This is a genomic window from Comamonas testosteroni TK102 (genome assembly GCF_000739375.1).
GTDB lineage: Bacteria > Pseudomonadota > Gammaproteobacteria > Burkholderiales > Burkholderiaceae_C > Comamonas > Comamonas brasiliensis.
The window spans coordinates 4,664,974-4,689,404 of the sequence record NZ_CP006704.1 but is presented as its reverse complement, the minus strand read 5'-3'; the positions used below and the strand labels follow the sequence as shown (position 1 = coordinate 4,689,404).

Annotated in this window: 23 protein-coding genes and 1 pseudogene; 17 read left to right on the top strand and 7 right to left on the bottom strand. The window is 57.6% G+C overall.

Annotated features, from left to right (window positions below):
* Nucleotides 1-135 precede the first annotated feature (135 nt).
* On the bottom strand, nucleotides 136-1,128 hold the full coding sequence (locus O987_RS21175) for a DUF932 domain-containing protein (protein WP_034390085.1): 993 nt from the start codon (nucleotides 1,126-1,128) through the stop codon (nucleotides 136-138).
* An 86-nt stretch (nucleotides 1,129-1,214) separates the two neighbouring features.
* Nucleotides 1,215-1,586: a membrane protein gene (locus O987_RS21170; protein ID WP_043374618.1), complete on the bottom strand. Its 372-nt coding sequence runs from the start codon at nucleotides 1,584-1,586 to the stop codon at nucleotides 1,215-1,217.
* A 205-nt stretch (nucleotides 1,587-1,791) separates the two neighbouring features.
* On the opposite strand from O987_RS21170, the gene O987_RS29280 reads away from it, so the two are divergent.
* From O987_RS29280 to O987_RS21150, 3 genes are all read left to right on the top strand, one after another.
* Nucleotides 1,792-2,484 carry a helix-turn-helix transcriptional regulator gene (locus O987_RS29280; protein WP_200879570.1) on the top strand — a complete coding sequence of 231 codons (693 nt, stop codon included), beginning with the start codon at nucleotides 1,792-1,794 and terminating at the stop codon, nucleotides 2,482-2,484.
* 217 nt (nucleotides 2,485-2,701) lie between these two features.
* A complete protein-coding gene (locus O987_RS21155; protein WP_158407682.1) occupies nucleotides 2,702-3,898 on the top strand; it encodes an inovirus-type Gp2 protein in 1,197 nt (398 codons plus the stop codon).
* A complete protein-coding gene (locus tag O987_RS21150; RefSeq protein ID WP_051962227.1) occupies nucleotides 3,895-5,226 on the top strand; it encodes a DUF3987 domain-containing protein in 1,332 nt (443 codons plus the stop codon). Before O987_RS21155 ends, O987_RS21150 begins: the two co-directional genes overlap by 4 nt.
* A 12-nt stretch (nucleotides 5,227-5,238) precedes the next feature.
* Here the strand turns inward: O987_RS21150 and O987_RS28925 are convergent, their stop codons facing one another.
* The 4 genes and pseudogenes from O987_RS28925 to O987_RS21130 form a co-directional block, all read right to left on the bottom strand.
* Nucleotides 5,239-6,021 carry a hypothetical protein gene (locus O987_RS28925; protein ID WP_144244960.1) on the bottom strand — a complete coding sequence of 261 codons (783 nt, stop codon included), beginning with the start codon at nucleotides 6,019-6,021 and terminating at the stop codon, nucleotides 5,239-5,241.
* A gap of 543 nt (nucleotides 6,022-6,564) precedes the next feature.
* A pseudogene (locus tag O987_RS28430) lies at nucleotides 6,565-7,335 on the bottom strand (IS5 family transposase).
* A gap of 124 nt (nucleotides 7,336-7,459) precedes the next feature.
* On the bottom strand, nucleotides 7,460-8,449 hold the full coding sequence (locus O987_RS21135; RefSeq protein ID WP_043374611.1) for a tripartite tricarboxylate transporter substrate binding protein: 990 nt from the start codon (nucleotides 8,447-8,449) through the stop codon (nucleotides 7,460-7,462).
* A gap of 38 nt (nucleotides 8,450-8,487) precedes the next feature.
* Complete coding sequence (locus O987_RS21130; protein WP_043374609.1) at nucleotides 8,488-10,104, bottom strand: FAD-dependent oxidoreductase; 1,617 nt, start codon at nucleotides 10,102-10,104, stop codon at nucleotides 8,488-8,490.
* Nucleotides 10,105-10,196: 92 nt separating this feature from the next.
* Here O987_RS21130 and O987_RS21125 point away from each other — a divergent pair, with 92 nt between their 5' ends.
* The 4 genes from O987_RS21125 to O987_RS21110 all read left to right on the top strand — a co-directional run bounded on the left by O987_RS21125 (nucleotide 10,197) and on the right by O987_RS21110 (nucleotide 12,889).
* Nucleotides 10,197-11,087 (top strand): LysR family transcriptional regulator, encoded by an 891-nt coding sequence (locus O987_RS21125; RefSeq protein WP_043374606.1) that lies wholly within the window; start codon nucleotides 10,197-10,199, stop codon nucleotides 11,085-11,087.
* 46 nt (nucleotides 11,088-11,133) lie between these two features.
* A protein-coding gene (locus tag O987_RS28425) for an IS5 family transposase (protein WP_144245005.1) occupies nucleotides 11,134-11,891 on the top strand; the annotation gives its coding sequence in 2 pieces (ribosomal slippage) (nucleotides 11,134-11,479 and nucleotides 11,479-11,891; 759 coding nt in all).
* 279 nt (nucleotides 11,892-12,170) lie between these two features.
* Nucleotides 12,171-12,608 carry a hypothetical protein gene (locus tag O987_RS21115; RefSeq protein WP_043374602.1) on the top strand — a complete coding sequence of 146 codons (438 nt, stop codon included), beginning with the start codon at nucleotides 12,171-12,173 and terminating at the stop codon, nucleotides 12,606-12,608.
* Complete coding sequence (locus O987_RS21110; RefSeq protein WP_043374600.1) at nucleotides 12,605-12,889, top strand: DUF2798 domain-containing protein; 285 nt, start codon at nucleotides 12,605-12,607, stop codon at nucleotides 12,887-12,889. Before O987_RS21115 ends, O987_RS21110 begins: the two co-directional genes overlap by 4 nt.
* Before the next feature lie 215 nt (nucleotides 12,890-13,104).
* Here the strand turns inward: O987_RS21110 and O987_RS21105 are convergent, their stop codons facing one another.
* Nucleotides 13,105-14,148, bottom strand: a complete 1,044-nt coding sequence (locus O987_RS21105) for a citrate/2-methylcitrate synthase (protein ID WP_268746927.1) — start codon at nucleotides 14,146-14,148, stop codon at nucleotides 13,105-13,107.
* Between the two features lie 369 nt (nucleotides 14,149-14,517).
* Between O987_RS21105 and O987_RS21100 the strand changes: the two genes are divergently transcribed.
* The 10 genes from O987_RS21100 (at nucleotide 14,518) to O987_RS21055 (ending at nucleotide 24,317) form a co-directional block, all read left to right on the top strand.
* Nucleotides 14,518-15,663 (top strand): aromatic ring-hydroxylating oxygenase subunit alpha, encoded by a 1,146-nt coding sequence (locus tag O987_RS21100; RefSeq protein ID WP_043376751.1) that lies wholly within the window; start codon nucleotides 14,518-14,520, stop codon nucleotides 15,661-15,663.
* A gap of 25 nt (nucleotides 15,664-15,688) precedes the next feature.
* Entirely contained in the window at nucleotides 15,689-16,009 is a 321-nt protein-coding gene (locus O987_RS21095) for a non-heme iron oxygenase ferredoxin subunit (protein ID WP_051962318.1), read from the top strand.
* Between the two features lie 21 nt (nucleotides 16,010-16,030).
* Nucleotides 16,031-17,233 carry an NAD(P)/FAD-dependent oxidoreductase gene (locus O987_RS21090; protein ID WP_051962226.1) on the top strand — a complete coding sequence of 401 codons (1,203 nt, stop codon included), beginning with the start codon at nucleotides 16,031-16,033 and terminating at the stop codon, nucleotides 17,231-17,233.
* A gap of 458 nt (nucleotides 17,234-17,691) precedes the next feature.
* On the top strand, nucleotides 17,692-17,934 hold the full coding sequence (locus O987_RS27620; protein WP_144244959.1) for a hypothetical protein: 243 nt from the start codon (nucleotides 17,692-17,694) through the stop codon (nucleotides 17,932-17,934).
* A 375-nt stretch (nucleotides 17,935-18,309) separates the two neighbouring features.
* Nucleotides 18,310-18,798, top strand: coding sequence for a hemerythrin domain-containing protein (locus O987_RS21080; RefSeq protein WP_080731569.1), 489 nt, complete (start codon nucleotides 18,310-18,312; stop codon nucleotides 18,796-18,798).
* Nucleotides 18,799-18,834: 36 nt separating this feature from the next.
* Nucleotides 18,835-20,154 (top strand): Rieske 2Fe-2S domain-containing protein, encoded by a 1,320-nt coding sequence (locus tag O987_RS21075; protein WP_003054408.1) that lies wholly within the window; start codon nucleotides 18,835-18,837, stop codon nucleotides 20,152-20,154.
* 4 nt (nucleotides 20,155-20,158) lie between these two features.
* Nucleotides 20,159-21,148, top strand: coding sequence for an ABC transporter substrate-binding protein (locus O987_RS21070; RefSeq protein WP_043374589.1), 990 nt, complete (start codon nucleotides 20,159-20,161; stop codon nucleotides 21,146-21,148).
* Between the two features lie 31 nt (nucleotides 21,149-21,179).
* Nucleotides 21,180-22,157 (top strand): Bug family tripartite tricarboxylate transporter substrate binding protein, encoded by a 978-nt coding sequence (locus tag O987_RS21065; RefSeq protein WP_043374586.1) that lies wholly within the window; start codon nucleotides 21,180-21,182, stop codon nucleotides 22,155-22,157.
* Between the two features lie 13 nt (nucleotides 22,158-22,170).
* Nucleotides 22,171-23,142: a PDR/VanB family oxidoreductase gene (locus tag O987_RS21060; protein WP_043374584.1), complete on the top strand. Its 972-nt coding sequence runs from the start codon at nucleotides 22,171-22,173 to the stop codon at nucleotides 23,140-23,142.
* Nucleotides 23,139-24,317: a Gfo/Idh/MocA family protein gene (locus O987_RS21055; protein ID WP_043374582.1), complete on the top strand. Its 1,179-nt coding sequence runs from the start codon at nucleotides 23,139-23,141 to the stop codon at nucleotides 24,315-24,317. Before O987_RS21060 ends, O987_RS21055 begins: the two co-directional genes overlap by 4 nt.
* Nucleotides 24,318-24,431: the final 114 nt, after the last annotated feature.

Sequence of the window (24,431 nt, the reverse complement as noted above, 5' to 3'; positions counted from 1 at the left end):
CCCGCAAAAATGCGGGCATAAAAAAGCCGCCTCAAAAGGCGGCTTGTGGTGGTGAGAAGAGTGGTGAAAGAAGAGAAGGGAACCGTCCAAAGACGGACAAGAAAGCCAGCGATCAAGCACGATCAGGCCACTGATTCAGGCGACCAACTGCAACGCATGGTCCAGGGCCCGTTGCTTGATCACCGCTCCCTGGCCGAACCAGGCACTGTCGAGGCGGTTGTCCTGGCTTCGTGCCTGTTTCTCGTGGTCGACAAACTCCGTGACGGCGCACAGCAGGCCCCAGGCCGTATCCTTGGCCGCCTGCATCTCGGCGCCCCTGCCGTGGCCCTCGTAGAGCATCTGTACCTTCTTGAGGGCCCGCTCATTGGTCAGGCCCACCGTGGGATCGGAATGCTGGTCCGTATTGCAGATCACCTTGAGGAAATAATTCATCGCCTCATGGGTCTTGATCTTGCGCTCCGCCAGCGTCTTCATGCGGTACATGAAACTGTCCCACTGGCCCACGGCCACGCCCAGCTGGCGCTTGACCGCCTGGGCATCGAAAGCCGTGCTGTGCGGCACCTTGACGGCACCGACCCCATCGCGCAGCGCAATGGTCAGCGTGTTATTGCACACCACCCGCACTGTCGTAGGCATCGCCACCGTGGCGAGCGTCCCATCGCAGGACGTGGCCAGCAGTAAATAGCCGTTGACCACATCCTTGCCCTTGAGGGCAGCGGACTTGCCCGTACGGGCCAGGGCCCAGAACTTGCGCCCGGCCTTGAGCACCCCGGCCGTCTCCAGTTCGTAGCCGGCCACTTCGGTCAGATCCCGATAGAACTCCAGCACCTCACGGGGCTGCACTACCTGGTAGCGGCTGCCCACCACCGACAGAGGGGCTTGGGTGTCGCTGCGGTACAGCACCTTCTGCTCGGGAAACTCCTTGGGCTCGGCATACAGGCCGGACAGCCCGGAAGGACCTGGCTCACCACTGGATGCGAGATAACGCACCGGTGTTTCCTGGATGCGCCAATCCATGCCGGCCGCTTGCGCCCAGACATCGATGCCTTGCTTGGCAGGGAGGGCGTGGCCCAGTTCATGCCAGGGGGTCTGGCCGGTATAGGCCATGGTTTCTACGAGATGTGCCATGAGAGAACTCCTTCAGTAAGAGAAGCGAAAAGCCAAAAGGGGAGGTAAGGGGTAGAAGGGAAAATGGACTGAGTCGGGCGAATCGCTCAATCGGAATCGGCATAGCCGGAGGTCGATTCCTGGCGGGCAAATACATGCCTGCATTCCAGGCACTTGAAGTTGTCCAGCATTCGGGTATCGATCGTTTTGCCCACCGACGTGCCGACTTCGCAGCCAATGGCTGTCCCGGCCAAGCCACCTAAAACCGCGCCAGCAATGCCACCGAGGGTTGAACCCGCGGGGCCGGTCATCAGGCCCGAGGCAATCCCAATCTGCGCACCACGCAGGGCGCCCACAAAGCCACCTGTGGCGCCAGCGGCGCAGCCAATGGCACCTGCGGTCTTGCGAGCCCAGTTGCGGGAGACGACCCGTGGGCTATGGCACAGGGGGCAATTGGGAGGGAGAGGGGAAAAAGGCATCAAAGCTCCTTGGAAGAAAGACAAGAAGCCAGGTGCTGGAGCGCCTGTCGTGAGGGAGGCAGGCGCATCACCACGACCTGGTCGGCAGAGCGGTGTCTGCTCAGGTCGGTGATATGTGGTTGAAAAAAAGTTGATTGTTGATTGAAAGAATCAGCTTTTTGGGAGAGCTCGAAGAGGCGTTTGTCTCGATATCACGCAGCTTGTGATGTGTCACAAGCCTGGCATCACATGCGGCTTCGCATGCCAAAAAGCGAAGCTTTCGCATGCGCCCGAAACACTCGATTTCTCCAATGTGGGGGAACTAAATGTTGGCGACCTTTCGCAGGTTCGCATGACGAGGTTGCGAGTGGATGCGATGGTTGATTTTTATCGCTATCGCAAATTAATTGAAAAGTCAAGATTGATGCTTGAGTCTGTTCTCGTAGCCAAGCAACCGGCTCGAAAGAAATTGGTCGTTCCGCTGCAATCCGGTTCTCTTCAACACGAGCTGATTGCCATGAACCACACCCCTTACGCACCTCAATCCAAGAGCCAGATGGAGCGTAGCTTCCATCCTGTACAGGCATCCCAGGCAAGCATGTCCTTGCTCGCTTACCCCCAAGCCTCTCGGACTGCGGAAGTCCCCCGTACGCCTTTCTGCGATGAGGAAGCGATCCAGGCCGTTGCCACAGTAGGCAACGATGCCATGCGTCTGAACACCATCCTCCGCCTGCGCCAACTTCTGAAGGCGCTAGGGATTTCTCGCTCCACGGTGTATCTGCGCATTAATCCCAAATCCAAGTATTACGACCCCGTGTTTCCGAAGCCCATTCGTCTTGGCACAAAGGCGAGGGGGTGGGTGCTGTCGGATGTGAATGACTACATCGAGCACTTGAAGAAAAAGCAACAAGCTTGCTGATTTAGGGGTATTAAATATCCGGAACTACTCACGTGTGAATTTCCATCTCCATGAAGGTTAATCCTTCGTGGAGAACGGGGAAATTATCACCGGTGGATAAACAAATATTCAATAAGGAAAATCGGTTTCTTAGTAACTAAGATATATAAGAGAAATATATCAAAGAGAAAGAGTAAAACCATTCGATAGATTATTAATTATGAAGTCACACTACGTCATGCATAACTCCGTTGTGCATAAGAACATTCTGTTGGAATACGCGAAAGATGATGATGAAGATCATCTTCCTGGCTTTGAAGGTCCCGGAATGAAGCGTGCCCTTGATGAGTTGATTCAGCATCTCATCAAGCATAACTACAAGGAACCTTTTGGGAGTAATGAGCAAAATCTGAAAAAACAAAAATATATATCGAAGTTTGCTGGTGCCCTTATCACCTTGGTTGATGAGGTTGGCACTCAGCTTCTGCAAGAAAAAGATAGAGGAGCTTGGAGCTGCCTTGATATTAATCCGATGATTGCAGGAATCATCGAGACCACGTGTGCCTTTCTCCTGAAGAAAGGCTCTCAGGATGGAGGTGCCGAGAACTGTGTCTTGCTAGGAATGGGGATGCCAGAGTTTATGACATTGAACGCTTGCGAGTTGCAGTTGGCTCAATCTGCCTTCGATCAGTTGGCACTTGCATTGCGCAAAATGCTTTTGAACAAAGGGATGCGTAAGGCTGTAAAAAGTTATCGTACAAACGCCACTAAGCGCTATGGTCAGGTGATGCGGGTAACCCGCAGATCTTGGAAGAAATTTTCAAAGATTCTGCTGATTCGTCTGGATTGGGGGCTACGACATTCAATTCCTGACTTACGTGCAAAATTTAAAGATCAGAAAGATTTCGAGGATCAATTGATGGAGGTGACAGAATATCGCGATGCCATGCTTGAGCTGCTCAAGAAGCGCTATGGCTCGGATCTGGCCTTTTATTTTTGGAAGATTGAGTTTGGTGCTCAACGTGGCCTGCATCTGCATTGGATGATTGGCCTGAATGGGTCCAAGCATCAGTATCGCATCAGGACAGCTCGTGCCATAGCGCAGATGTGGAAGTCTGTAATCGATAACGAGAAATCCTACGTCTGGAACGTCAACGCCATCCAGTCTACAGGTGAGCCCATATTGCGTGTGATTCAGTACGACGATCCGCTGCTGTGGGAAATCGTAGGTGTCTATGCCGACTACCTGACCAAGGTGGATTACTTCCTCAAGCTGCGTATGCCGGGAAATATGCACAGCTTCGGAGGCACTCAGCTTCGCAATGAATCGTGCAAGAAACGGGGCCCCAAGAGAAGCAAAACGATGACAGAGGCAGATATCAAGCAGGTGCGCGGCCCTCAAGGTGGTCGCAAGGTGAAGGGAGATAAGAAATGAGTGTCTTGAAAGAAGGTCAGCTGCTTTATCCAACGGAATCTTTGCCGCCGATGATGCGCGATTTCGTCTACTGCGTGATGCATGCGACCCAGGCCAACGATGCCTTGGTTGGCCCTGTGGCCGTGAGTGTGGCATCGGCGGCAGTGCAAGGTGTGGCAGATGTCCTGAGCCCGTTTGGCACTGACATGCCCACCAGTCTGTTCACCGGTGTTGTGGCTTTGTCTGGCGATCGCAAGTCCACGGTGCTGAAGTTGGCCTGTCGTGGTATGGAGGAGTTCGAGCGGGGCATGGAGGGCTATCTTGATCCAGAGATGAGCTTCCGTCATTGGGGTTCGCATCCCTTTTTGCTGGAGGAGGCAACGGAGAAAGGCGTAGTCGATGTTTACGCCAAGGGTGCCAAATCCTTGTTCTATGCCTTGGATGAAGGGAGCATGCTGACCCGCAACCTGGATGTGCCTGCGCTGTGCAAACGTTTCGATGCTGCGCCTATTCGTCATCTTAGCCGTACCCGTGGATTGACTTATGTGGCTGATACACGTGGTGCGCTGTGCATGCTGGTCCAGGACTTGACCTTCAGCCGCATGATGAAAGGTGACAAAGGCGCTTATTTGATCGAGTCGGGGCTTTTGCCGCGCATGCTTATGTCGTTTGCTTCAATGCCTTTGTCGGTTCCTCCACCGCCGTGCAGCATGAATACCTACAACCATGAGTTTCACGAGCGCATCAAAGCGCTGATGCGTGACTACAAGGAGCTTTTCATGCATGGCAAGCCCCGTAGCAAGATGCGGCTTGTCGCTGACGCTGAACAATTGTGGAAGCAGGCTCTGGAAGAGTGGGAGATGTTGTTGAGGGACAGCATGTGGCACAGCATTCGTCCCTTTGTTCGCCGTGCAGGAGAGCAGGCACTGCGCTTGGCAGGGGTCTTGCAGTGGTTTACAGCCCCACAGGAGATGATCGAACGTACGTCGATGGAGACTGCGATTGACATCGTCCAATGGCATCTGGTGCAAGCCCGGGCGGGCTTCGGAAAGCTTCCTCAAGAGGCGTTGCAGCAAGAATTGGCACGGACGCTCTATGACTATCTGATGCGCCGCGCAGTCAAGTACAACGCAACTGCGACGCCTCGCAACACGTTAATCCGTGGTGCGCCGTTGAGTCTGCGTAAAGCCGATCAACTTGACATGGCGCTTGACCAACTGGAGTTGGAGGGCAAGGTTGGTTTTTATCCGATGAACACGCGCAAGAATGTAGTTTTGACGGCCGCATCAATCGCAGCTATGAATCCAAAAAACACAACAATTGCCAATAATTTGTCGGGTAAATTTTAATATTTGATATGTTTATAGCGCCCTACCACGGGGCGCTATTTTTTTGTTTGGCATATCAGAGTTGTATATTTTATCAATTAATACTCTGAAATCTTCATCCCTTTTTGACCAATCTTTAAATTTAGTATCGAGATTATCTGCTTGAAGTGTTAATCCATAGTTTTTATTATTTTGCTTAGCAGATTTTTGATATTCTATTATTATCTGGATAAATTCTAGGTAGAAGCAATCATAGAGATTTTTAAAATTTTTGATTTTTCCATTTTTTAGGTTGCTTTTGTTAGTGTTTTTAAGTGGTGTATTTAAATTCAATTCAATTTGAGTAAATAACTTTTTGAATTCATTGATCAACTCTTGCCTTCCATTATTTCTTGCAACGCCCGCTTTGGATGATCTTTGCCTTCTTATGTGCTCATCTATTGGGATGCCTTTTTTCTGAGCTGATAATTCCAGTAATTTTTTGGAAGTGATTAGGAGTCTTCTAAAAAGATATCCTGTAGAGTTTTTTAAGTCCTCAGAAATATTTTTATCATGAGGAATTTCGTTTCTTATAAATTTTGTGAAATATTCATCGCTGATTGTGATATTCATAGTCCATAAGCGCTCTATTTTTACGCATAAAAACAATAAGTTGAAGTAGGTTGATTTGAGTGATAAATGATGCTTGGTGGTAAGCAGATTTTTTTCATATGCAAAATTTGCTTTGTTTAATATGCATTTTGTCTTAAAAGGATTGGTATTTTCATTTGTTGTGCCCCACCATTTTTTGACCGTTGACTCCCGGGTTTCTTCCATATGGAGAAGAATTTCTGTGGATAATTTCCAAATAAAATAGTAATAAATAAATTTCTTAAAAACTGCTTCTTGATCCGAGATGGAATGTATTTCAATATATTTCTTTGCGAGGGATTTAAATGATATCGGTTTTTTGATATCGAAAACCGAAACGAAATTTGATGGCTCGTAGTTAGATTTACTGGAGTCAAAGTCATTAATAACTTCTATTGATCGATGTCTTATAGTTGCCAATTAATTAACCTAATTTTATTTAAATTTCTGAAATAGGTGTTTTTCATCCATCCAGTAATTGAGAGGAAATCGTCAGATGTTATATTTGCGATTTATGCTGATCCTGATTAGCTAGCTCAAGGTGGGGATGTGACCTAAAAATTGGACGGGTTATACAGCGATCTCGAGGATATGCTGGACTAGACGGGGCTCCTTGCTTCCTTCGAGATTTTGATCCGTCGCTCATTGTATCGACGGATGTATGCAGAGGTTCCCTAATAGATTCAACCGATCTGTCGCTTCGGAGAGCCTGGGTTCTATTCAGAGCGGCTAACACCACCGATCCATGAAGCGTGCACAGTTGATCGTAGCGGCCAGTTTCGGCAACGCTTCGTGGATATCCAGCCGCCTTTCAAAGCGGATGTGTAGCTTGCCAAAACCTGCAAACCAGCCATGTGTGCGCTCTACAACCCAGCGATGCTTGCCTAGCTTTTCGCTGCTCTCGACACCTCGCCTGGCAATCCGGCTGGCAATGCCTCGTCGTCTGAGATAGGCACGGCAGCGCTTGTAGTCGTAGCCTTTGTCCGCATGCAGCTTCTCCGGCCGCTTGCGTGCCCGCCCCGGCAAGCCCGTAATGGCAGGAATCGCATCCATCCACTTCTCGAACATCATGGAGTCATGCCTGTTGGCACCACTGACGAGGATCAACAGTGGGATGCCTCTAGCATCTACGACGAGGTGGCGCTTGGTGCCAAGCTTGCCTCTGTCCGTGGGGTTGGGGCCCGTTTCCTGGCCCCCCGGGGGCTTGGCACCGTGGAGCCAGCTATGCTTGCTCGGTTCCAATCAATCTGGTCATGCTCGCGCAGACGCACCAGCAAGGCTTGGTGCAAACGCTGCCAGACGCCATTGGTATTCCAGTCACGCAAGCACCGCCAGCAGGTCATACCACTGCCGTAACCCAAGGACTGAGGCAAGTCTTCCCATGGGATGCCGGTTTGCAGCACGAACAGAATGCCATTGAGCGCTGCTTCATCGCTCACGGTGAAGCTTACGTGCGCCACCTTTGACGGAAGGCGTGAAGGCTGGGATCAGGGACTACAACTGTCGCTACAGTTCTTTGCTAACGGGTTGTCTTGCCATGAGGGCCAGGAGCATAAATGCTTCTGGCTGATCTCAAAGGGAAGTGAGATTAGCGGCTCTCAGTCACAGTCTTCACCGGCTCGGATCACTCGGCTCTTGCGCCGGTATCCTTGATGACCTTGGACCAGCGTGCCGTGTCTTCCTGCATCAAGGCCTTGAGGGCCGTCGGGGTCGAGGGGGCTGGCTCTAGCCCTTGGGCTTCCAGCGTCGCCTTGACGGAAGGATCGCGCAGAGCCCGGCCCGCCGCTTCCTCGATCTTGGCCACTACGTCGGCGGGCGTGCCCGCCGGTGCGACCAGAGCTATCCAGACCTCGCTTCGAAAGCCCTTGAAGCCGGCGCTGGCGACAGTCGGGACGTTCGGAAGATAGAACAGGGGCTGCTCGCCCGTCACCGCGAGCGGCCGCAAGGCACCGGTCTTGATGTGGGGCAGCACCGAATTCGCGACGCCGAAGAGGACCTGGATCTGACCCCCGATGAGGTCGGTGACCACGGGCTGGGCGCCGCGGTACGGCACGTGCACCATGTCGATGCCGGCCAGGCTCTTGAAGAGCTCGCCCGTCAGATGGTGCGGGGTGCCGATGCCGGCGGAGCCATAGGACAGCTTGCCGGGCTGGGCCTTGGCCAGGGCGATCAGTTCCTGGGTGGATTTGGCGGCAAAGCCTGGATTGACGACCAGTACGAACGGTACACGGCCCAGCTGGGTGACGGGGACGAATTCCTTGACCGGGTCGTAGCCTGCGCGCCCGTCTGGATAGAGGAACGGGTTGGTGACAAAATTGTTGGCGACGACAAGCAGGGTGTAGCCGTCGGGTACGGCCTTCGCCACGTGCTTGGTGCCTATGTTGCCGCCAGCACCGGGCCGGTTGTCCACGAGAACGGGCTGCTTCCAGTACTCGCTGAGCTTCTGGCCTACCGTGCGTGCCAGGGCGTCGTTGCTTCCCCCGGGGGGGAAGGGGACGACAAGCGTGATGGGTTTGCTCGGATAGCCGTTGGCGTGCGCGCCTAGTGCGATGCATGAGCCCAGGAGGGCAGTTGCCACCGCCTTGAACGCGCTGCTAGGCAGTTTAGTCTTCATCGGTTTGTCTCTTTTGGGTTTGTGAGGTGGGGGCTGCTCTATGCGGCGCCTCGGACCGTGTCTACCACCTGGCCCGGGAGTTCCACGCGGGTGCCACGCCATGCGACATGCCCGTCGGGCCGAACCAGGACCAGGGGGCGCTCGTATGCCGCCGCCACGTCGGCCTGAGCGATGAACTCGATCCGGAAGGGAACTCTCTTGGCGGCGAAGGCATTGGCAAGCGCGTGCGCATCCGCATCCAGCTTGTGGTCGAGGCACATGAGCACGAACCCATCGCCGAACAGGTCGAGCGTCGATCGGCCATCGCTTAGCCAGACATGCGGTGCGCGAGACCCGGGGCGTGTCGTCGGGATATACGTCGAGTATTCGTCCGGGGGCGGTGGTGTGCCATCAGGAACGCAGATCGGCGAGCCCTCGTAGCGATGGCCAATCTGCAGGCCTAGCGACTCCCATTCCACGCGTGTCGATTCGCGCAGGCGCTTGCCGAGGTCCTTGCGAACCTTCTCGCCCTCGGGGGTCGCGTCGCAGACGGCCGCCGGGCTGGGCGTGTCCCGCCATGCCCTGAAGTTCTGCGTGGAGAAGTCGATGTTGCGCTTCGCGATCGGCCGGCGTTCCAACTCGTAGCTGCGCAGCAGGGCAGGGCCGCCCCAGCCGTTGATGAGGCCCTCGAGCTTCCAGCCGATGTCCATCACCTCCTGCGCTCCGGTGTTCATGCCCATGCCACCGGTCGGCGACATGGTGTGGGCGGAGTCTCCCACGAGCACGACACGGCCCTGATAGTAGCGATCTGCGAGCATTTCGCTGCGCCGCCACGGGATGGCGGAGTCCACCTCGAACTCCACGTCGTCGCGGCCGATCGCGCGCCGAACCCAGGCTGCGGGATCGAAGTTCTTCAGATCCATCTTCTCTTCCGAGCCCAGCACCGTCAGGCGCCAGATCTCGTTCCCGTCGACGACGGTCAGATTGCCCCAGGTTCCCTCCGGGCCCACAAAGAGGTAGCGCTCGGCTGGGCCCAGCTTGTGCTTGTCGACCAGGCCCGGCGCGCGGATCAGGACGTTCACGGAGTAGCTGAGCAGTCTGCCTTCCATCTTAATGCCTACCTGTTCACGCACCTGGCTGGTGGCGCCATCACAGCCGAGTAGATACTGCGCGCGGATGGTGAAGGGCTCGCCTGTGTTCAGGTTGGTGACGACCGCCGTGACGCCTTGGTCGTCCTGCAGCAGCGAAACGAAGCGGTGCTTGAAGAGCAATTGGGTCTTTGGCTCGGAGCGTGCCGCGTCGGTGAGGATGGGCTGCAGCCACAACTGTGGGCAGCGCTGCTTCTTCTCGGGTGTCTCGGGCGGCGTTGGTGCGTCGCGCATGCTCGGATACTTTTCCTGGTCGAGCAGCAGGCCATTGAGCGACGTGCAAAAGAACATCGAGAGGTCATAGTCCTCCGGGAAGCCGCATTCGCGCACGCGCTGCGACAGCCCCCAGCGCCGGAACAACTCCATCGTGCGCACCGCGATGAGGCCGGTGCGCGGGTGTTCGATTGTCCCGTCGCCTTCGTCCACAAGGATCGACTCGATCCCCCGCCACCCCAGTTCGATTGCCACCGACAGGCCCACCGGGCCTCCACCCACAATCAGCACGGGTGTCTTGATCTCTGTCCCCATCGGTTCTCTTCCTTTCTTGCTTCGGTGGGGAAATGATCACTGCCTACACCAACCATGTCTAATCGATATTAGAGAGAAATAAAATTCAGGATATGAATATCAAAACCTTCGATCTGAACCTGCTGAGGGTCTTCGCCGCCATCTATGCGGAACGCAATGTGTCGCGGGCGGCGATCACTGCGGGCCTGTCGCAGCCGGCCATGAGCAATGCGCTGCTGCGCCTGCGTAAGGCCTGCTCCGATACGCTGTTCGTGCGGACGACGGGGGGGATGGAGCCGACGGCACTAGCCGAAGAACTCATTGGTCCGGTTCGCCGGGCGCTGGCGATCCTTCAGCAGACGCTGGAGAGACCGCACGGATTCGACCCGCGGGAGTCGGAACGGACGTTCAAAATCCTCATGTCCGACGCGGGGGAGGCCATTGTTCTGCCACGGCTGATATCGGAGGTGCTGCGAGAAGCGCCCCATGTGCGCATCGAGTCGCTGCGACGACCCAATGAAGAGTATTTGCAGCTGCTGCAGAGCGGCGAGGCGGACCTCGCGATCGGCAATCTTGCCTTTCTGAAGTCGGGCTTCTACCAGCAGCGCCTGTTTGGTGATCCCTATTGCTGCCTCGTGCGCAAGCGGCATCCGTCGATCCGTAGCGACTTCACGCTGCAACAGTTTCTGCAGGCCCAGCACGTGGCCGTGGCGACGGGCCATGCGGATGACTTGGTGGAGCGTGCCCTGTCAAAGATGCGTGCCAAGCGCAAGGTCATCCTGCGCGTGACCCACTACCATGTCGCGGCGGACGTCGTCGAGCGGTCCAACCTAGTGGTCACCGTGCCGCGCAACGCGGCGCGTAACGTCAGGGGTGTACAGATCCTTCCGGTTCCACTGAAGATTCCTGCAGCTGATGTGCGGCAGTTCTGGCATCGGCGCGCACACAGGGACCCGGCGAACCAATGGCTGCGTGGAGTGGTTGCGAAGCTCGTGTTCGACTAGGATTTGTTGAGATTTGATCCTTTATCTCCGCGGCTACGTGACAATCATCGCGGTGATGCGATATGTTTTGAGAGATGGACAATGGACTCGTATGAGTCCATTGTGTTTGGGGAAGGTTGGAGACCGAGGACGCAGTGGCTCCAACAATCGACTCTTCTTGGAAGCAGTGCTTTGGATTACACGAACAGGTAGCCCTTGGCGAGATTTGCCACCCGAGTTTGGTAAGTGGAGCACCGTCTTGAAGCGGTTTCGCGACTGGGTCAAAGCTGATGTTTTTCAAAAGCTGTTTGATGCAGTCAGCGATCAACCGCACATGGAATACGTGATGTTGGATGCAACGATGGTGCGAGTGCACCGGCATGGTAAGGGTGCAAAAGAGGGTCTGCGGGCTAGGCCATAGGTCGCAGTCGAGGTGGTTTGACCACCAAGATCTTGGCGCTGACAGATACCCTTGGGAACTTGATCCGATTTGTTTTGCGGCCAGGCCAACGACATGATCTTCAAGGTGTAGAGCAACTGCTTGAAGGCATAGATCTGCTGGCATTGCTGGCCGATAAAGCATTTGACGCAGACTGGCTGGAGCAACGCTTGCTGGCACAGGGCTTCCAAGTGGTGATTGCACATAAGTCCAATCGGCGAGCGCCCTTGCAGATTGATATAGAGGTCTACAAGTGGCGGCACCTGATCGAGAACTTCTTTTGCAAGCTCAAGGAGTTCAAACGTATTGCAATGCGCTGCGACAAGACAGACAGCAGCTTCGCTGCTGTCATCACGTTGGTATCGGCTGTGATCAATTCACGTTAAATCTCAACACGCCCTAGGTGTTCAGTGCCGGCATTGGATGGATCGGATCAATCCTGAGCCGCTCACACTGTCTGCAGATGAATTCGCAGAGTGCCAAGCCCTGCAGAGTCCTGAGCCTGCGCGCGAAGTTGTAGACGCTGATGAAGTCGTCGAGGTGCTCGCGATGTAACGGCCGGAAATCATATGACGTAGAGCTTATATGACGGATAATTTTAGTTTGCTATCTAACAATAATTTAACATTGCGACGCAGAGTTGCTAACCAAACGAAGGAGAGCCCATGTCGACGAAGGAAGAGCCTGATCTGGCGCATCAGCTGCGGAGCAACACCTATCGCTCCTTCTTCCGGGACTGCCCAGCCGTTCAGGAAGGCGATTTCGGGAGGAGCGCTCCCAGCCTGATTGACGTCACGTGGATGACGAGGAATACCCTGGCAAAAAGCGATGGGTGCTTGTCCGGCGTGCGCGCTGTGATTTCGGTGGAGACCCTTCGACAGAAGGGCAATGCGGCGAAGAGGCCGGAGGTAGGCTCCTCTGTCGTTTGCGCCCGCCCCTGGCGGGTCCTGCACGGCACCAGACTCCATCGACAACTGGTATCCGAGGGCATGGGCCGGCGTGCCGTTATTCCTGGTGGGCGCGCTCGCTTCCATGGCCGCCTGGACGGCATCCTCGGCAGCCCCGACCGCGGGGCTCAACACACATTTTGGATCTACCCATGAAGAACGAAACTCCTTCTCCAACATGCCAATCCCGCACGGTCTTTGGCTTCGCCAAACTCCCCGCCACTTACGCGGCCTTGGTGATGCCGCTGCTGTTGTCGGTCTTGATGACGTTTATCGTGTCGGCCGTCACGACGCTGCGCAGCATCGGCCTGACTCCTGGCTTTTTCTACATCTGGCTGAGCGCATGGGCGCTGTCGTGGATGATTGCCTTTCCGACCCTGCTCTTTGCATTGCCCCTGGTCCGCAGGGCCACGGCAGCGCTGGTGATGCGGGAGTGACGGCGCAGGGGCCTCGCGCTCACCGCGTGCTTGCCGGTTTGCGCTTGACGCGGTAGCAGGCCGTGCTGGCACTGGGCTTCGCTCGGTGTGCATTGAGCAGGGCCTTGCGACCTCTGGTCAGTTAGCGCACACGCCTGGTGAACCCTGGGGCGCCACCGGTCATGGCGTTCCCTGCCGGTCCTGCCCCGGTCGCAGGGGGCCTGGCGCGCGCGGCCTCACCGAGGGTGGTGTTGACCCATGTATTTGGCCCTCGGGCGCAGCATGGCCCCGGTCAGGCGCTGCTCCATCGCATGGGCGATCCAGCCGCTGGTGCGCGCCAAGGTGTGGAGCATCGCGCCACTTCCGTTGGGTAGACCGATCGCCTTGCACAGGATCACGAGGGCGGCGAACACGTTCGGATGCTGCCCTGCCTGCCGTGCACCGGCCACCAGTGCCTGTACCCTCGGCGTGTCCGGTCCATGCGTGTCCAGGCGTCCGATGAAGTCGAGGAGCACTGCCGAGCGCGGATCCTCGCCGTCGTACAGAGGGTGTCCGAAGCAGGGCAGTTCGTTGCTCTTGAAGCCCGAGGCCGCCGCCAGCGGCAGGGCGTCTTCCGGTTCCAGTCCGAAGGGCAGGGCATCGATGAGCGCCTCCACCTCGACGGCCCCCCCGACCTGCATCGACCCCGACTGGGTCAGCATCGCGGCCGCGACGCAGGCATGCAGATCCGCTCCCGTCGAGGCGCAGATCCGCGTGGCGAACGTCGGGGCCGACAGCTCGTGCTCGGCGGACATCACAAGCGCTGCATCGATGGCCCGCACAGCATCGGGCCTGTCGCCCAGGCCCAGCCCGCGGGCTACGCACTGCGCCATGAACTCTCCGTCTCGGGGCGCTGAAAACTGAGCCCTGGGACCGAAGACGCCCGCGGTGCCGGCCAGCGTCTGCAACAGCCTCCGGCAGGCTGCGAAGCCGGCCGTCTGCATGTCGTCCTCGGCCCGCTCGAATGCCGACAGCGAGGTCGTCAGCATCGACAGGAGCTTGAGCGGCGTGACGTGCTCTGCCGAATGCAAGGCCAGATTGACCAGGGATTCCGCTTGGCGGGTGTCCTGCAGGGGGGGGCCATGCGATGTCCCGTGTGCGCGGCAGTCCCGTCCAGATGAGCTCGCTGGCGAATTCGAACGACCGGCCGTCGCGCACCAGGTCGCGCGCGAGCACCCCCCGGTAGCGCGGGCCGTGGGCGGTGATCTCGCTGATCCATGTCTGCGCGATCGGCTCGCCATAGCGAAGGGAGTGTGCGACCTGGGGCCCGCCCGAGCGGGCAACGGCCCGGCTCCTGAGTTTTTCGACATCGGCCTTGCGGTATAGCTTGGCCTTCACGCCCGGACGCTGCATCGTCTTGATGAGTCCGCGGCTGACGTAGGTGTACAGCGTTTCGCGCCGCACGCCCAGGATCGACATGGCTTCGGCGCTGCCGACGTAGTCGACGTCGTTGATCTGGCGCTGAGGACGTGCGCTCTCAGAGGGATTATTCAAGGGCATAGGGTTCTCCCGACAGAATATATCGATTCTCATATCGATCTATACATTAATCAATGTATTGTCTAGTATCCGCTGCGCACGATCAACGCATTTCTGAAAGGATGACCACGATGCAAGTAGCCGAACAACAGCTCCTGGACCTGCGCCCCAAGTTCAAGGAAACTCGCAAGAAATTGCTCAGTGCACGTCACCTGCCGGGCGAGGTGTACAGCTCGCCCGAGATCTACGACATGGAAAAGCAGCAGATCTTTATGAAGTACTGGCTTTCTGTGGGGCGCGTCGAAGAGATCCCCAATGTTGGCGACTACTACACCTTCCAGGTGATGAAGGAATCGATCGTGGTGTCCCGTCCGGCGCCCGATCAGGTCGTGGCCTACATGAACCAGTGCCTGCACCGGGGCGTGGAGATCGCCGTCGGCCGCGGCAATGCGAAGGAATTCAGCTGCCCCTACCACGCGTGGCTGTATGACGTGAGCGGCAAGCTGGTTGTCGCACCCGGCATGAAGGCCTCGGAGGTTGAACTGAAGAACTGCAGCCTGCGGCAGTTGCACGTCAAGGTCTGGCGCGGCTGGATTTTCGTGAACTTCAGCGATGAGCCGATGTCCTTCGAGGACTACATCGCACCGTTCGAGCAGCCGCTGTGGTGGTTCCAGACCGACCATTGCAGGCTTGCCCAGAAGGTCGAGATCGACGTCAAGTGCAATTGGAAATTCCTGGTCGAGAACTTGATCGACATCTACCACGTCGGCGTCATCCACAAGGGAACCTTCGGCGGCTTCGTCAAGGGCGAGCAGGTGCGCTTCAATCTCCTGGGAAACGGCGGATGGCATACCCAGTACGAGGCCCGGCCCCACTCGACGTCCGGTGATCAGGTCTTCCCGACCCTGCCCTGGGCGCAGGACAAGCCCAGTGGCATTGCCTGCAAGGCGGGTATCTATCCCAACCTGAACCTGTCGATGCGCGCCGACAGCGTTCGCATGTGGCATATCTGGCCGATCTCCCCCACCGAGACCCGGGTCATCTGCTACCTGCTGTTCCCCGAAGGCGCCTTCTCGATCCCGAACTACGACGAGGAGATGGAGAAATATGTCGGCTTCGTGCGCCAAATCATCGCCGAGGATGCCGTGATGGTGGAGGGCATGCAGAACAGCGCAGGCTCGGAGTTCTTCAAGCCCGGTCCGATGTCTCCGCTGGAGGAGGCTCTGTACCACATGGAGAATCACTACATCGACGTGATGACGTCCGAGGCGGCGTAAGGCACAGGAACAAATGGGAGTCATTATGGAAGATGAATGGATCAAGGTCGGCAACGTCTCCGATATCGACGAAGACGACACGCATTCGGTGGAGTTCGACGGCAAGCGGGTGTGCCTTTACAACCTCGGCGGGGACATCTTCGCCACGGACGGCACGTGCACGCACGGAGACGCGGACCTGTCGCTGGGCATGGTGGTTGACTCCTGTCTCATCGAGTGTCCGCTGCACGAGGGTACGTTCGACATCAGGAGTGGCCGTGCGGTGGGAGCCCCATGCACCGTGCCGCTGCACTGCTATCCGGTCAAGGTCGAGCAGGGGGTGATCTTCCTGCGGCCGGTCCACTGAGCGATGCAACGGGAAACAGTCATGGATGTCGTCATCATAGGAGCCGGCCAGGCCGGCGCTTGGGTTGCCCGGTCGCTGCGCGAGGGAGGGCATGAGGGAGGGATCCTCCTTCTGGGCCGCGAGCCGCATGCGCCGTACGAGCGCCCCCCGCTGTCCAAGGGGGTACTCAGCGGAGCGCAGGAGCACCCTCCCGTGCTTCTCACCGCACAGCAGTGCGAGGCGCTGCGCGTGGACTTCCGGCCTGGCGTCGAGGCCGTCGGCATCGACCGCGCCGGCCACCTGGTCCGGTGCGCGGATGGCTCGCTGGTCCACTACGACAAGCTCGTGCTGGCCACCGGCGGGCGCCCTCGGCAGCTGTCGTGTCCCGGCGCGGACCTGCCCAGCGTCCATGCCCTGCGCACGATCGAGGATTCCCGGGCCATCGCCAGGCACCTGGTTCCCGGCAACCGGCTGCTGGTCATCGGGGGCGGATGGATCGGGCTGGAGATCGCGGCAACGGCGAGGAAGAAGCAGGTCAACGTTATGCTACTGGAGGCCGGGCCGCGCCTGTGCGCGCGGTCGCTTCCCCCCCGATTCTCGGAGTTCCTGCTCGAAAAGCACCGCCAGGAGGGCGTCGAGGTCCGCCTGTCGACAACAATCACATCGTTTTCTGTGGGGCTCCAGCGCGCTCTGGCCGTGCAACTGCCCGGCGAGTCGCAGGAGTTCGATGCGGTCGTGGTCGGGATCGGGCTGGTCCTGGACACCAGCTTGGCCGAAGCCTGTGGGCTCGAGGTCCGGGACGGCATTGTCGTAGACCAGTCCGGTCGGACCTCCGACCCCGACATCTATGCGGCCGGCGACGTGGCGAATCAGCCCAATTCCTGGGCGGGCTGCCGTCTGCGCTTCGAGTCGTGGGCCAACGCCCAGAACCAGGCGATCGCCGTGGGCAAGGCGATCGCCGGCGGGAACGGGGCATATGACGAGATCCCGTGGTTCTGGTCCGACCAGTACAACCTGAATTTGCAGGTCCTCGGCACTCCGTCCAACGACCTGGAGGGCACCCTGCGCGGGTCTGCAGAGGAGGGCGCGTTCTCCATGTTCCAGATCTCGGATGGCCGACTGCGCAGCGTGATCTCGGTGAATGCACCGCGGGACATCAAGGTGGCCAAGCGTTGGCTCAAGCAGGGCGCGTGCCCGTCGGCAGATATGCTCGCCGACCGCTCGGTGCGCCTCGATAAGCTCTGACCTCCAGGCTGGCCGTCTTCTAAGCGAGGACTGAGCCGGGCACGACCACATGGCTTGGTGTCCCCTGTGGGCGCGCCGGGCCCTAGGAGACCATGGCCTGGCCTCCTGCGTGCAACACCGCGCTACCCGACGCGCACCTGGGCCTTGACCATCGTACTCAGGCTGTTCGTGAACTCATTGACGCTGGTGTTCTCGGCCCGGTACTTTCAGCGCTTGACGTACCAATCCTGCACGCCTGCTTTGCAGGTGGGCTGCCGGCAGGAAGGTATCCCACTGTCTCATCTCGCGCACCCGCCGGATCTATCGCGCAATGGCACTTTGGAAGTACATCTCCGTGGTTCTTGCCACCTTGCGTTGCTCTGTGCTAGGTTTGCGCGCACATGGGGCCGTGCTGGCCTCTCTCGCCTCAGGGGCCTGCCGAGTCCGTTATGCGCTGCGAGGACAAGGATTCTGGTGACATGCTGCACATCGACACCAGGATGCTCTGGAGCATCGTCAGACCCACCCATCAAGTGACTGGCGGCCGGCGAGACTCGGTCGAGGGTACAGGCCGGGAGACATTGTTTGTGGCGATCGTTGACCACGCGTGCATCAAACGCCTGCTGACTGACAGCAGTGCAGCTTTCCGGTGGAAGGTGTTTGCGGCTGCCTGCGAGGCTTTGGACGTGCGGCAAAAGCTCATCAGATCGCACCGGCCATAGACCAATGGCGAGGCCGAGCGGTCCATCCAGTCAGAGCTAAGTGAGTGGGACTATGGCCTGACGTACCAGAACTCTGCTGAGTGGCTCGTGCCCTGGCGAACTGGCAGCACCACTACAACTGCCACGGTCGCACAGCGGCATCGCCAACGTCGCTTCGGTGTCCCGGCTCAAATCTGCAAATAACCGCTTGGCGATTCACAGCCAGCCATCTTTTTGCGCCGTCATTGATTGAGTCCCGTAGTTCCGTGTAAAGGCGGAATGACTAATTGTTAGTTGACAAATAATTTTAGGGAAACCCCGGGGTGAAATTCATTGCCGAGACGAGCTTGCATTGTTAGAATTGTTAGGTGTCTAATAAAAACTTGCCGGCTGTGTATGTCGATGTCTGCTTTGACTATTCAGATGCCTATTGAGTCATCACCGCCGCTCTGGTCAGAGGCGCTATTGCTAGGACTCGCGGCAGTCGATGATGAGCACGAGCGGCTCGCTTGGCTAATCGAACGCATGCAGCGTGCCAGCGCTTCCGATATGGCGCAAACGCTTGAAGCAGTGCTTACGCATGCGACATCGCACTTTGAGGCTGAGAATGAGTTGATGCTCGCTACGCAATTTCCTCCACGCGACTGTCACATTCGTGAGCACGATGCCGTGCTTTCAACGCTTCGAGGTGTGCTCCGGCGTATGGATTGCACCGGCGAAGTCAGCGTTGCATATCGGTTGGCGGACGAGTTGGCTGCTTGGTTTCCAGCCCATGTTCAGCACCTCGACTCGGCCCTTTCTCATTGGCTTTGCAAGCTGCAGCACGGCGCTAAACCGATAGTGCTGCGCAAGGGGCGCCAATCTGAGACTGCCTTGGCGACTTAGTTCGATACCTTTAATCACTCCTGGAGAGAACACATCATGATGACCCACGAAGAAAACGAACTGCTTTGTCGCGTTGAAGGAGACGCACCGATGGGGCGTCTCATGCGTCGGCATTGGACGCCCATCTGCCTAGTGGAGGAGGTGGGCGAGCCTGACGGAACGCCAGTGAAAGCGCGTGCGTTCGGCGAGGATCTGGTGGTCTTTCGCGACAGTGAGGGCCGCGTCGGTGTCATGGACGAGTATTGCCCTCACCGCCGAGCCTCGTTGGTGTACGGTCGCAACGAGGAGGGAGGTCTGCGCTGCCTCTACCACGGCTGGAAGATGGATGTCGATGGCAACGTGCTGGAGATGGCGTCCGAGCCAGCAGCCAGCGGCATGGTTGACAAGGTTAAGCACACCGCGTATCCGACCCAAGAGTGGGCCGGTATGGTGTGGGCTTACATGGGACCGAAGGAAACCATGCCTGAATTCCTGCCGCCGGCATGGGCGCCGACGGCCGACACGCGGGTGAGCATCGCGAAGGTGCTACTGCCGTGCAACTGGGCGCAGATTCTCGAAGGCGCTATCGACTCAGCCCATAGCTCCAGTCTCCATTCCTCAGATATGGTGCCGGCTCGGGTCGATGGCGCGAAGGCTACCGACAAGACTTGGTTGCGTCCCTCGACCGACAAGGCTCCGCGCATGCAGGTGCAGCGTACCGGTTACGGTTTTCGCTATGCCGCGTTGCGCCGGCCGCTCTCGAATGCTGCGGAGAACGATTACGTGCGCTCCACGGTTTTCGTGGCCCCGGCTACTGCGCTGATCCCGCCAAACAACCTCTATAACGTGGCCAACATCAACGTGCCGATGGATGACACAAACACGGCGTTCTATTTCATCGCGTGGGGCCATCCGTCGCAAACGCCGGAGACTGAAACCTGGCGCAAGTTTTTGCGTCAGACGGTGGGGGTCGACCTGGATCAAAACTACCGTCCCTTGCGCAATGAAGCAAACAAATTCTGGCAGGACCGTAACGCTATGAAGGCCGGTAACTTCACTGGCATCACTGGTTTCCCTAACCAAGATGTCGCGATGTGGCTGACTATGGGGCCCATCGCCGACCGTACCCATGACCGCCTGGGCGCAAGCGATCTGGCTATCGTGGAATTTCGCAAGCAGATGCTCGACGCGGTGAAGGCCTTCGAGCAAGGGGCACCTGCCATCGGGACGGGGGTCGAAGCGGCGACGCCAACGGTCTGTTCCTTCCAAGCCATCGTCCCAAAGACGACCGACTGGCGCACATACGACGCTCACTATGTCTGGCTGGATGGCCAGGATCGCCCCGAGTTCGAACCCTCCTATTCCGTGAAGTCCTGATCCCATGAGTAAACTCCAACTTTCCGTCGCGATGGGCGACTACGACCGTACTCGAGCATTGTTCGATGGCCGTGTGCAAATAGATGGCGTCGACCCAGTGTATATGCTCCTCAATCCCGAGGAGATGTTCTTCCGAGCGATGCGTAGCATTGACTTCGACGTCACCGAGCTTTCTTTCTCCAGCTACTTGGTGAAACACTCGCGCGGTGAGTGTCCCTATATCGCGCTGCCGGTCTTTCTGTCGCGGGCTTTTCGGCACACATCAATCTACGTCCGCAAGGACCGTATTAGGGAGCCTTCTGACCTGAAGGGCAAGCGCATTGGTGTACCTGAGTATCAACTTACCGCTAATGTATGGGCACGAGCGGTCTTGCAAGACGATTTCGGAGTCAGTCCCTCCGATGTGACCTGGGTACGCGGAGGCATTGAGACGCCCGGTCGCCCTGAGAAAGTCAAACTGCAGCTTCCAGCTGATATCCGTATTGAACAGGCTCCCGAGGGGGCAACGATTTCGCAAATGCTCGATTCAGGAGAGATCGACGCTTTTATGGCCCCCCGTCCACCCAGTCGGGCAGCGCTGGCCAACCCAAATATTGGCTGGCTCTTCGACGATCCGACGGCGGTAGCCAAGGACTATTACCGTCGTACAGGCGTCTTTCCGATCATGCATGTGGCGGCAATTAAAAAAGATCTGGCGGCCAAGCACCCTTGGCTGGCAGCTGCGATTGTGAAGGCTTTCACCCAGTCCAAGGCTGTGGCTTTGGAGCTTCTTTCCGATACCTCGGCCACCAAGGTCACGCTTCCATTCGTTGAAGAGCAACTGCACGCTGCACGCGTGGCTATGGGTGAGGATTTCTGGTCCTATGGTGTGGCGCCGGCAAGTAGGACCCTGGAGACCTTCGTTCGTAGTCGCTACGAGCAAGGCCTGTCATCCAGACTGGTTCCAGTTAGTGAGCTGTTCCATCCCGCAACCTATGAGAGCTACAGCATCTAAATCCAAAAGAACATAAGTGGAGACAAGCCCCATGAGACGCAAAACCCTAATCAAGTTGCTTGGGATGGCCTTTCTGGCTCCCTTTGCATTTAGCTCCAACGCGTACGCTCAAAACTACCCGACCCGCGCTATCAAGTTGATAGTTCCCTATTCTGCGGGTGGTCTTCCTGACACAGTGGCTCGTATCCTCTCTCGCCCTTTGGGCGATGTTTTGGGGCAGCCGGTCTACGTCGATAATCGGCCCGGCGCCGGTGGCGCGGTGGCGGCATCAGCGATACTGCAGGCGCCGGCAGATGGTTACACGCTGCTGGTGACCGATGGACCAATGCTGTCGATTACGCCGCTGCTAACAAAGAAGATTAGCTACGACGCTGGTCGCGATTTTGTCCCGATTTCGCTCGTCGGCAAGGCTCCGCTGTTCCTTGCTGTCAATGCGAAGGTTAAGGCGAAGACGCTGGAGGAACTCATCGCGCTGGCGAAGGCCAAGCCGGGAGAGCTTAACTATGGCTCAGCAGGCACAGGCAGCATCCACCACCTCACGGCAGAGGCCATGAATGCTAGCTTAGGCCTCACGATGACACACGTCCCTTTTAAGGGAAGCGCCAACTCGGTGCCTGCGATGATCGGGGGGCAGGTTGACATGGTTTTCGCTTCGCCACCATCGCTCATGGGGTTTGTCAAATCAGGTCAAGCTCGGCTTCTGGCCACTAATTCCTCAGCGCGGTCCCTTCTAGTGCCGCAAATGCCAGCGCTGGCCGAAAAGATTCCTGGCTTTGACTTTGCCTTTACGGTTGCGGTTCTAGGAAAGAAGGATACACCTGAAGCAGTGGTTAGCCGCATAAATGCCGAGATTGACAAGATTGTGAAGATGCCCGAAGTCATTGAACAGCTTCGCACTGCCGGTGTTGACCCAGTAGGCGGCTCGGTGGAGCAATTGAGGCAGGCACTACGTGCCGAGAAGACGCAGGTGACAGACGCGGCTAAGCGGGCCCAACTCAAGGCCGAATAAGAGAGATTTCACAATGTCTTCTACGCATACTCACTCCGATACGCAGATGCCGTTGAGGGTGTCTCGCATCATCGACTTGGCGCTCGATATCCGCAGCTTTGAGTTGGTGCATGACGATGGCAGCGATCTACCCCCCTTCACTCCCGGCTCGCATGTAAAGGTGCAAGCCCCTAACGGCATGCTGCGAAAATATTCGCTCTGCAATGACCCGACAGAGCGAAAGCGCTATGTTATTGCCGTCAAGCGCGACCCCGAAGGGCAGGGCGGTTCACTTTCAATGCATGAGCAACTGCAGGAGGGCGACACGCTGCCTACATCGCTTCCTTCCAACGCATTTCCGCTGGTGGATAACGCCAAGCGCTACCTTTTTATCGCCGGGGGTATTGGCATCACGCCGATCCTTTCCATGATCCGTTCTTTCGGTGAGTTGCCGCCTGCGCCGTGGAAGCTAATCTATCTGACGCGCTTTCCCGAAAACACAGCCTTCCGTGAAGAGCTTGGAGCCCCCGAACTCAAGGGGCGAGTGCGGATCCACCACAGTCACGGGGACGCTGAGCGCGTCTTCGACCTGTGGCCCGAGCTTGAAAAGCCTAATTCCGCCCACGTATACTGTTGTGGCCCCCGCCCGCTGATGGAAGCTGTGCGCGACATGACTGGGCACTGGTCGCCGACCAACGTACATTTCGAGAGCTTTAACGAAGGCGGAGGAGTGCGGCCAGACGACAAGCCTTTCATGGTAAAATTGGCCAACTCCGGCGCGGCGTTTGAGGTACCAGTCGGCAAGTCGATTCTGTCTGTGCTTCGTGAGCATGGCTGTAATGCAGCGGCGTCTTGCGAGAGCGGTACTTGCGGCACCTGCCGCACGAATCTACTTAGTGGCGAGGCTGATCATCGAGACATGGTATTGCTGCCCGAGGAGATGGACAAGCAAATCATGATCTGCGTCTCTCGGGCTAAGTCAGACGAATTGGTGATCGACCTGTGAACGCCGGCCACCAACTTCGACTGGGTGTCGCCGGACTCGGGCGCGCCTTCACGCTTATGTTGCCGACACTCCAGCAGGACCCGCGGATAAAGCTGGTGGCTGCTTGCGATCCGCGCGAATCGGCGCGGGCTCAATTTGCGAGCGACTTCCGTGCTCCGGTGTACCCGGACATTGAAGGCCTGGCATCTAATCCGGATGTAGAGGCTATCTATATCGCCAGCCCACACCAATTTCATGCGCAGCAGGCACGCATTGCAGCACGTCACGGCAAGCATGTTCTTGTGGAAAAACCGATGGCGCTGTCCCTTGGCGACTGCGACGAGATGATCCAGCACTGCCGTGATGCAGGGGTACACCTGATCGTCGGTCATTGTCACAGCTTTGACACACCCTACCTGAGCGCTCGAGAGATCGTGCAGAGCGGGGAGCTGGGGCCCGTGCGTATGGTCCACGCGTTGAATTACACCGACTTTCTCTACCGACCGCGTCGTCCCGAGGAACTGCGCACTGAAGAGGGCGGTGGCGTGGTGTTCAGTCAGGCTGCTCACCAAGTCGACATTGTGCGCTTGCTGGTTGGCACTCGGGTCAGGAGGGTTCGAGCCATCACGGGTGACTGGGATCCTATGCGTCCTACCCAGGGTGCCTATTCGGCGCTGCTGTGGTTCGAGGGGGGCGCGTTCGCCAGCATCTCCTATAACGGCTACGGGCACTTCGACTCCGACGAGTGGTGCGACTGGATTGGCGAGATGGGCGGTGACAAGTCTCCTGAGGCATATGGCGCCGCCCGCCGCAAGCTGGCTACCGTGGGCTCAGCACAGGAGGAGGCGAACCTCAAGGCTGCTGCTACCTATGGAGGTCCTGGATATGTGGCTGCCGCAATGGATGCGCAGCCTATCTGGCACCAACATTTTGGCCCGATAGTGGTGTCGTGCGAGCGCGGAGACATACGCCCGTTACCGGACAGTGTCTGCGTGTACGCAGACCTCGCCAAGGAGCGGCGGTCGTTGCAGCGGCCGGTGGTGCCCCGTTTCGAGGTTATTGATGAGTTGTACCACGCTGTGGTGAACGAGATCAAGCCGCTGCATGATGGCGAATGGGCGCGCGCTACGCTTGAGGTATGTCTAGCGTTGCTCGACTCGGCCGGCTCGGGTAAAGACGTGGAACTGCCGCGCTGAAGTGCTTGCGTAAGAGAAAGGTGCGGACAGAGTGGTCGGAAGCTCCACCCTATGTGGCCTCTCCTCTGCGATGGCCACAGGCGAGCAAGACGTCAGTGTTATAAGAGTCTCCTT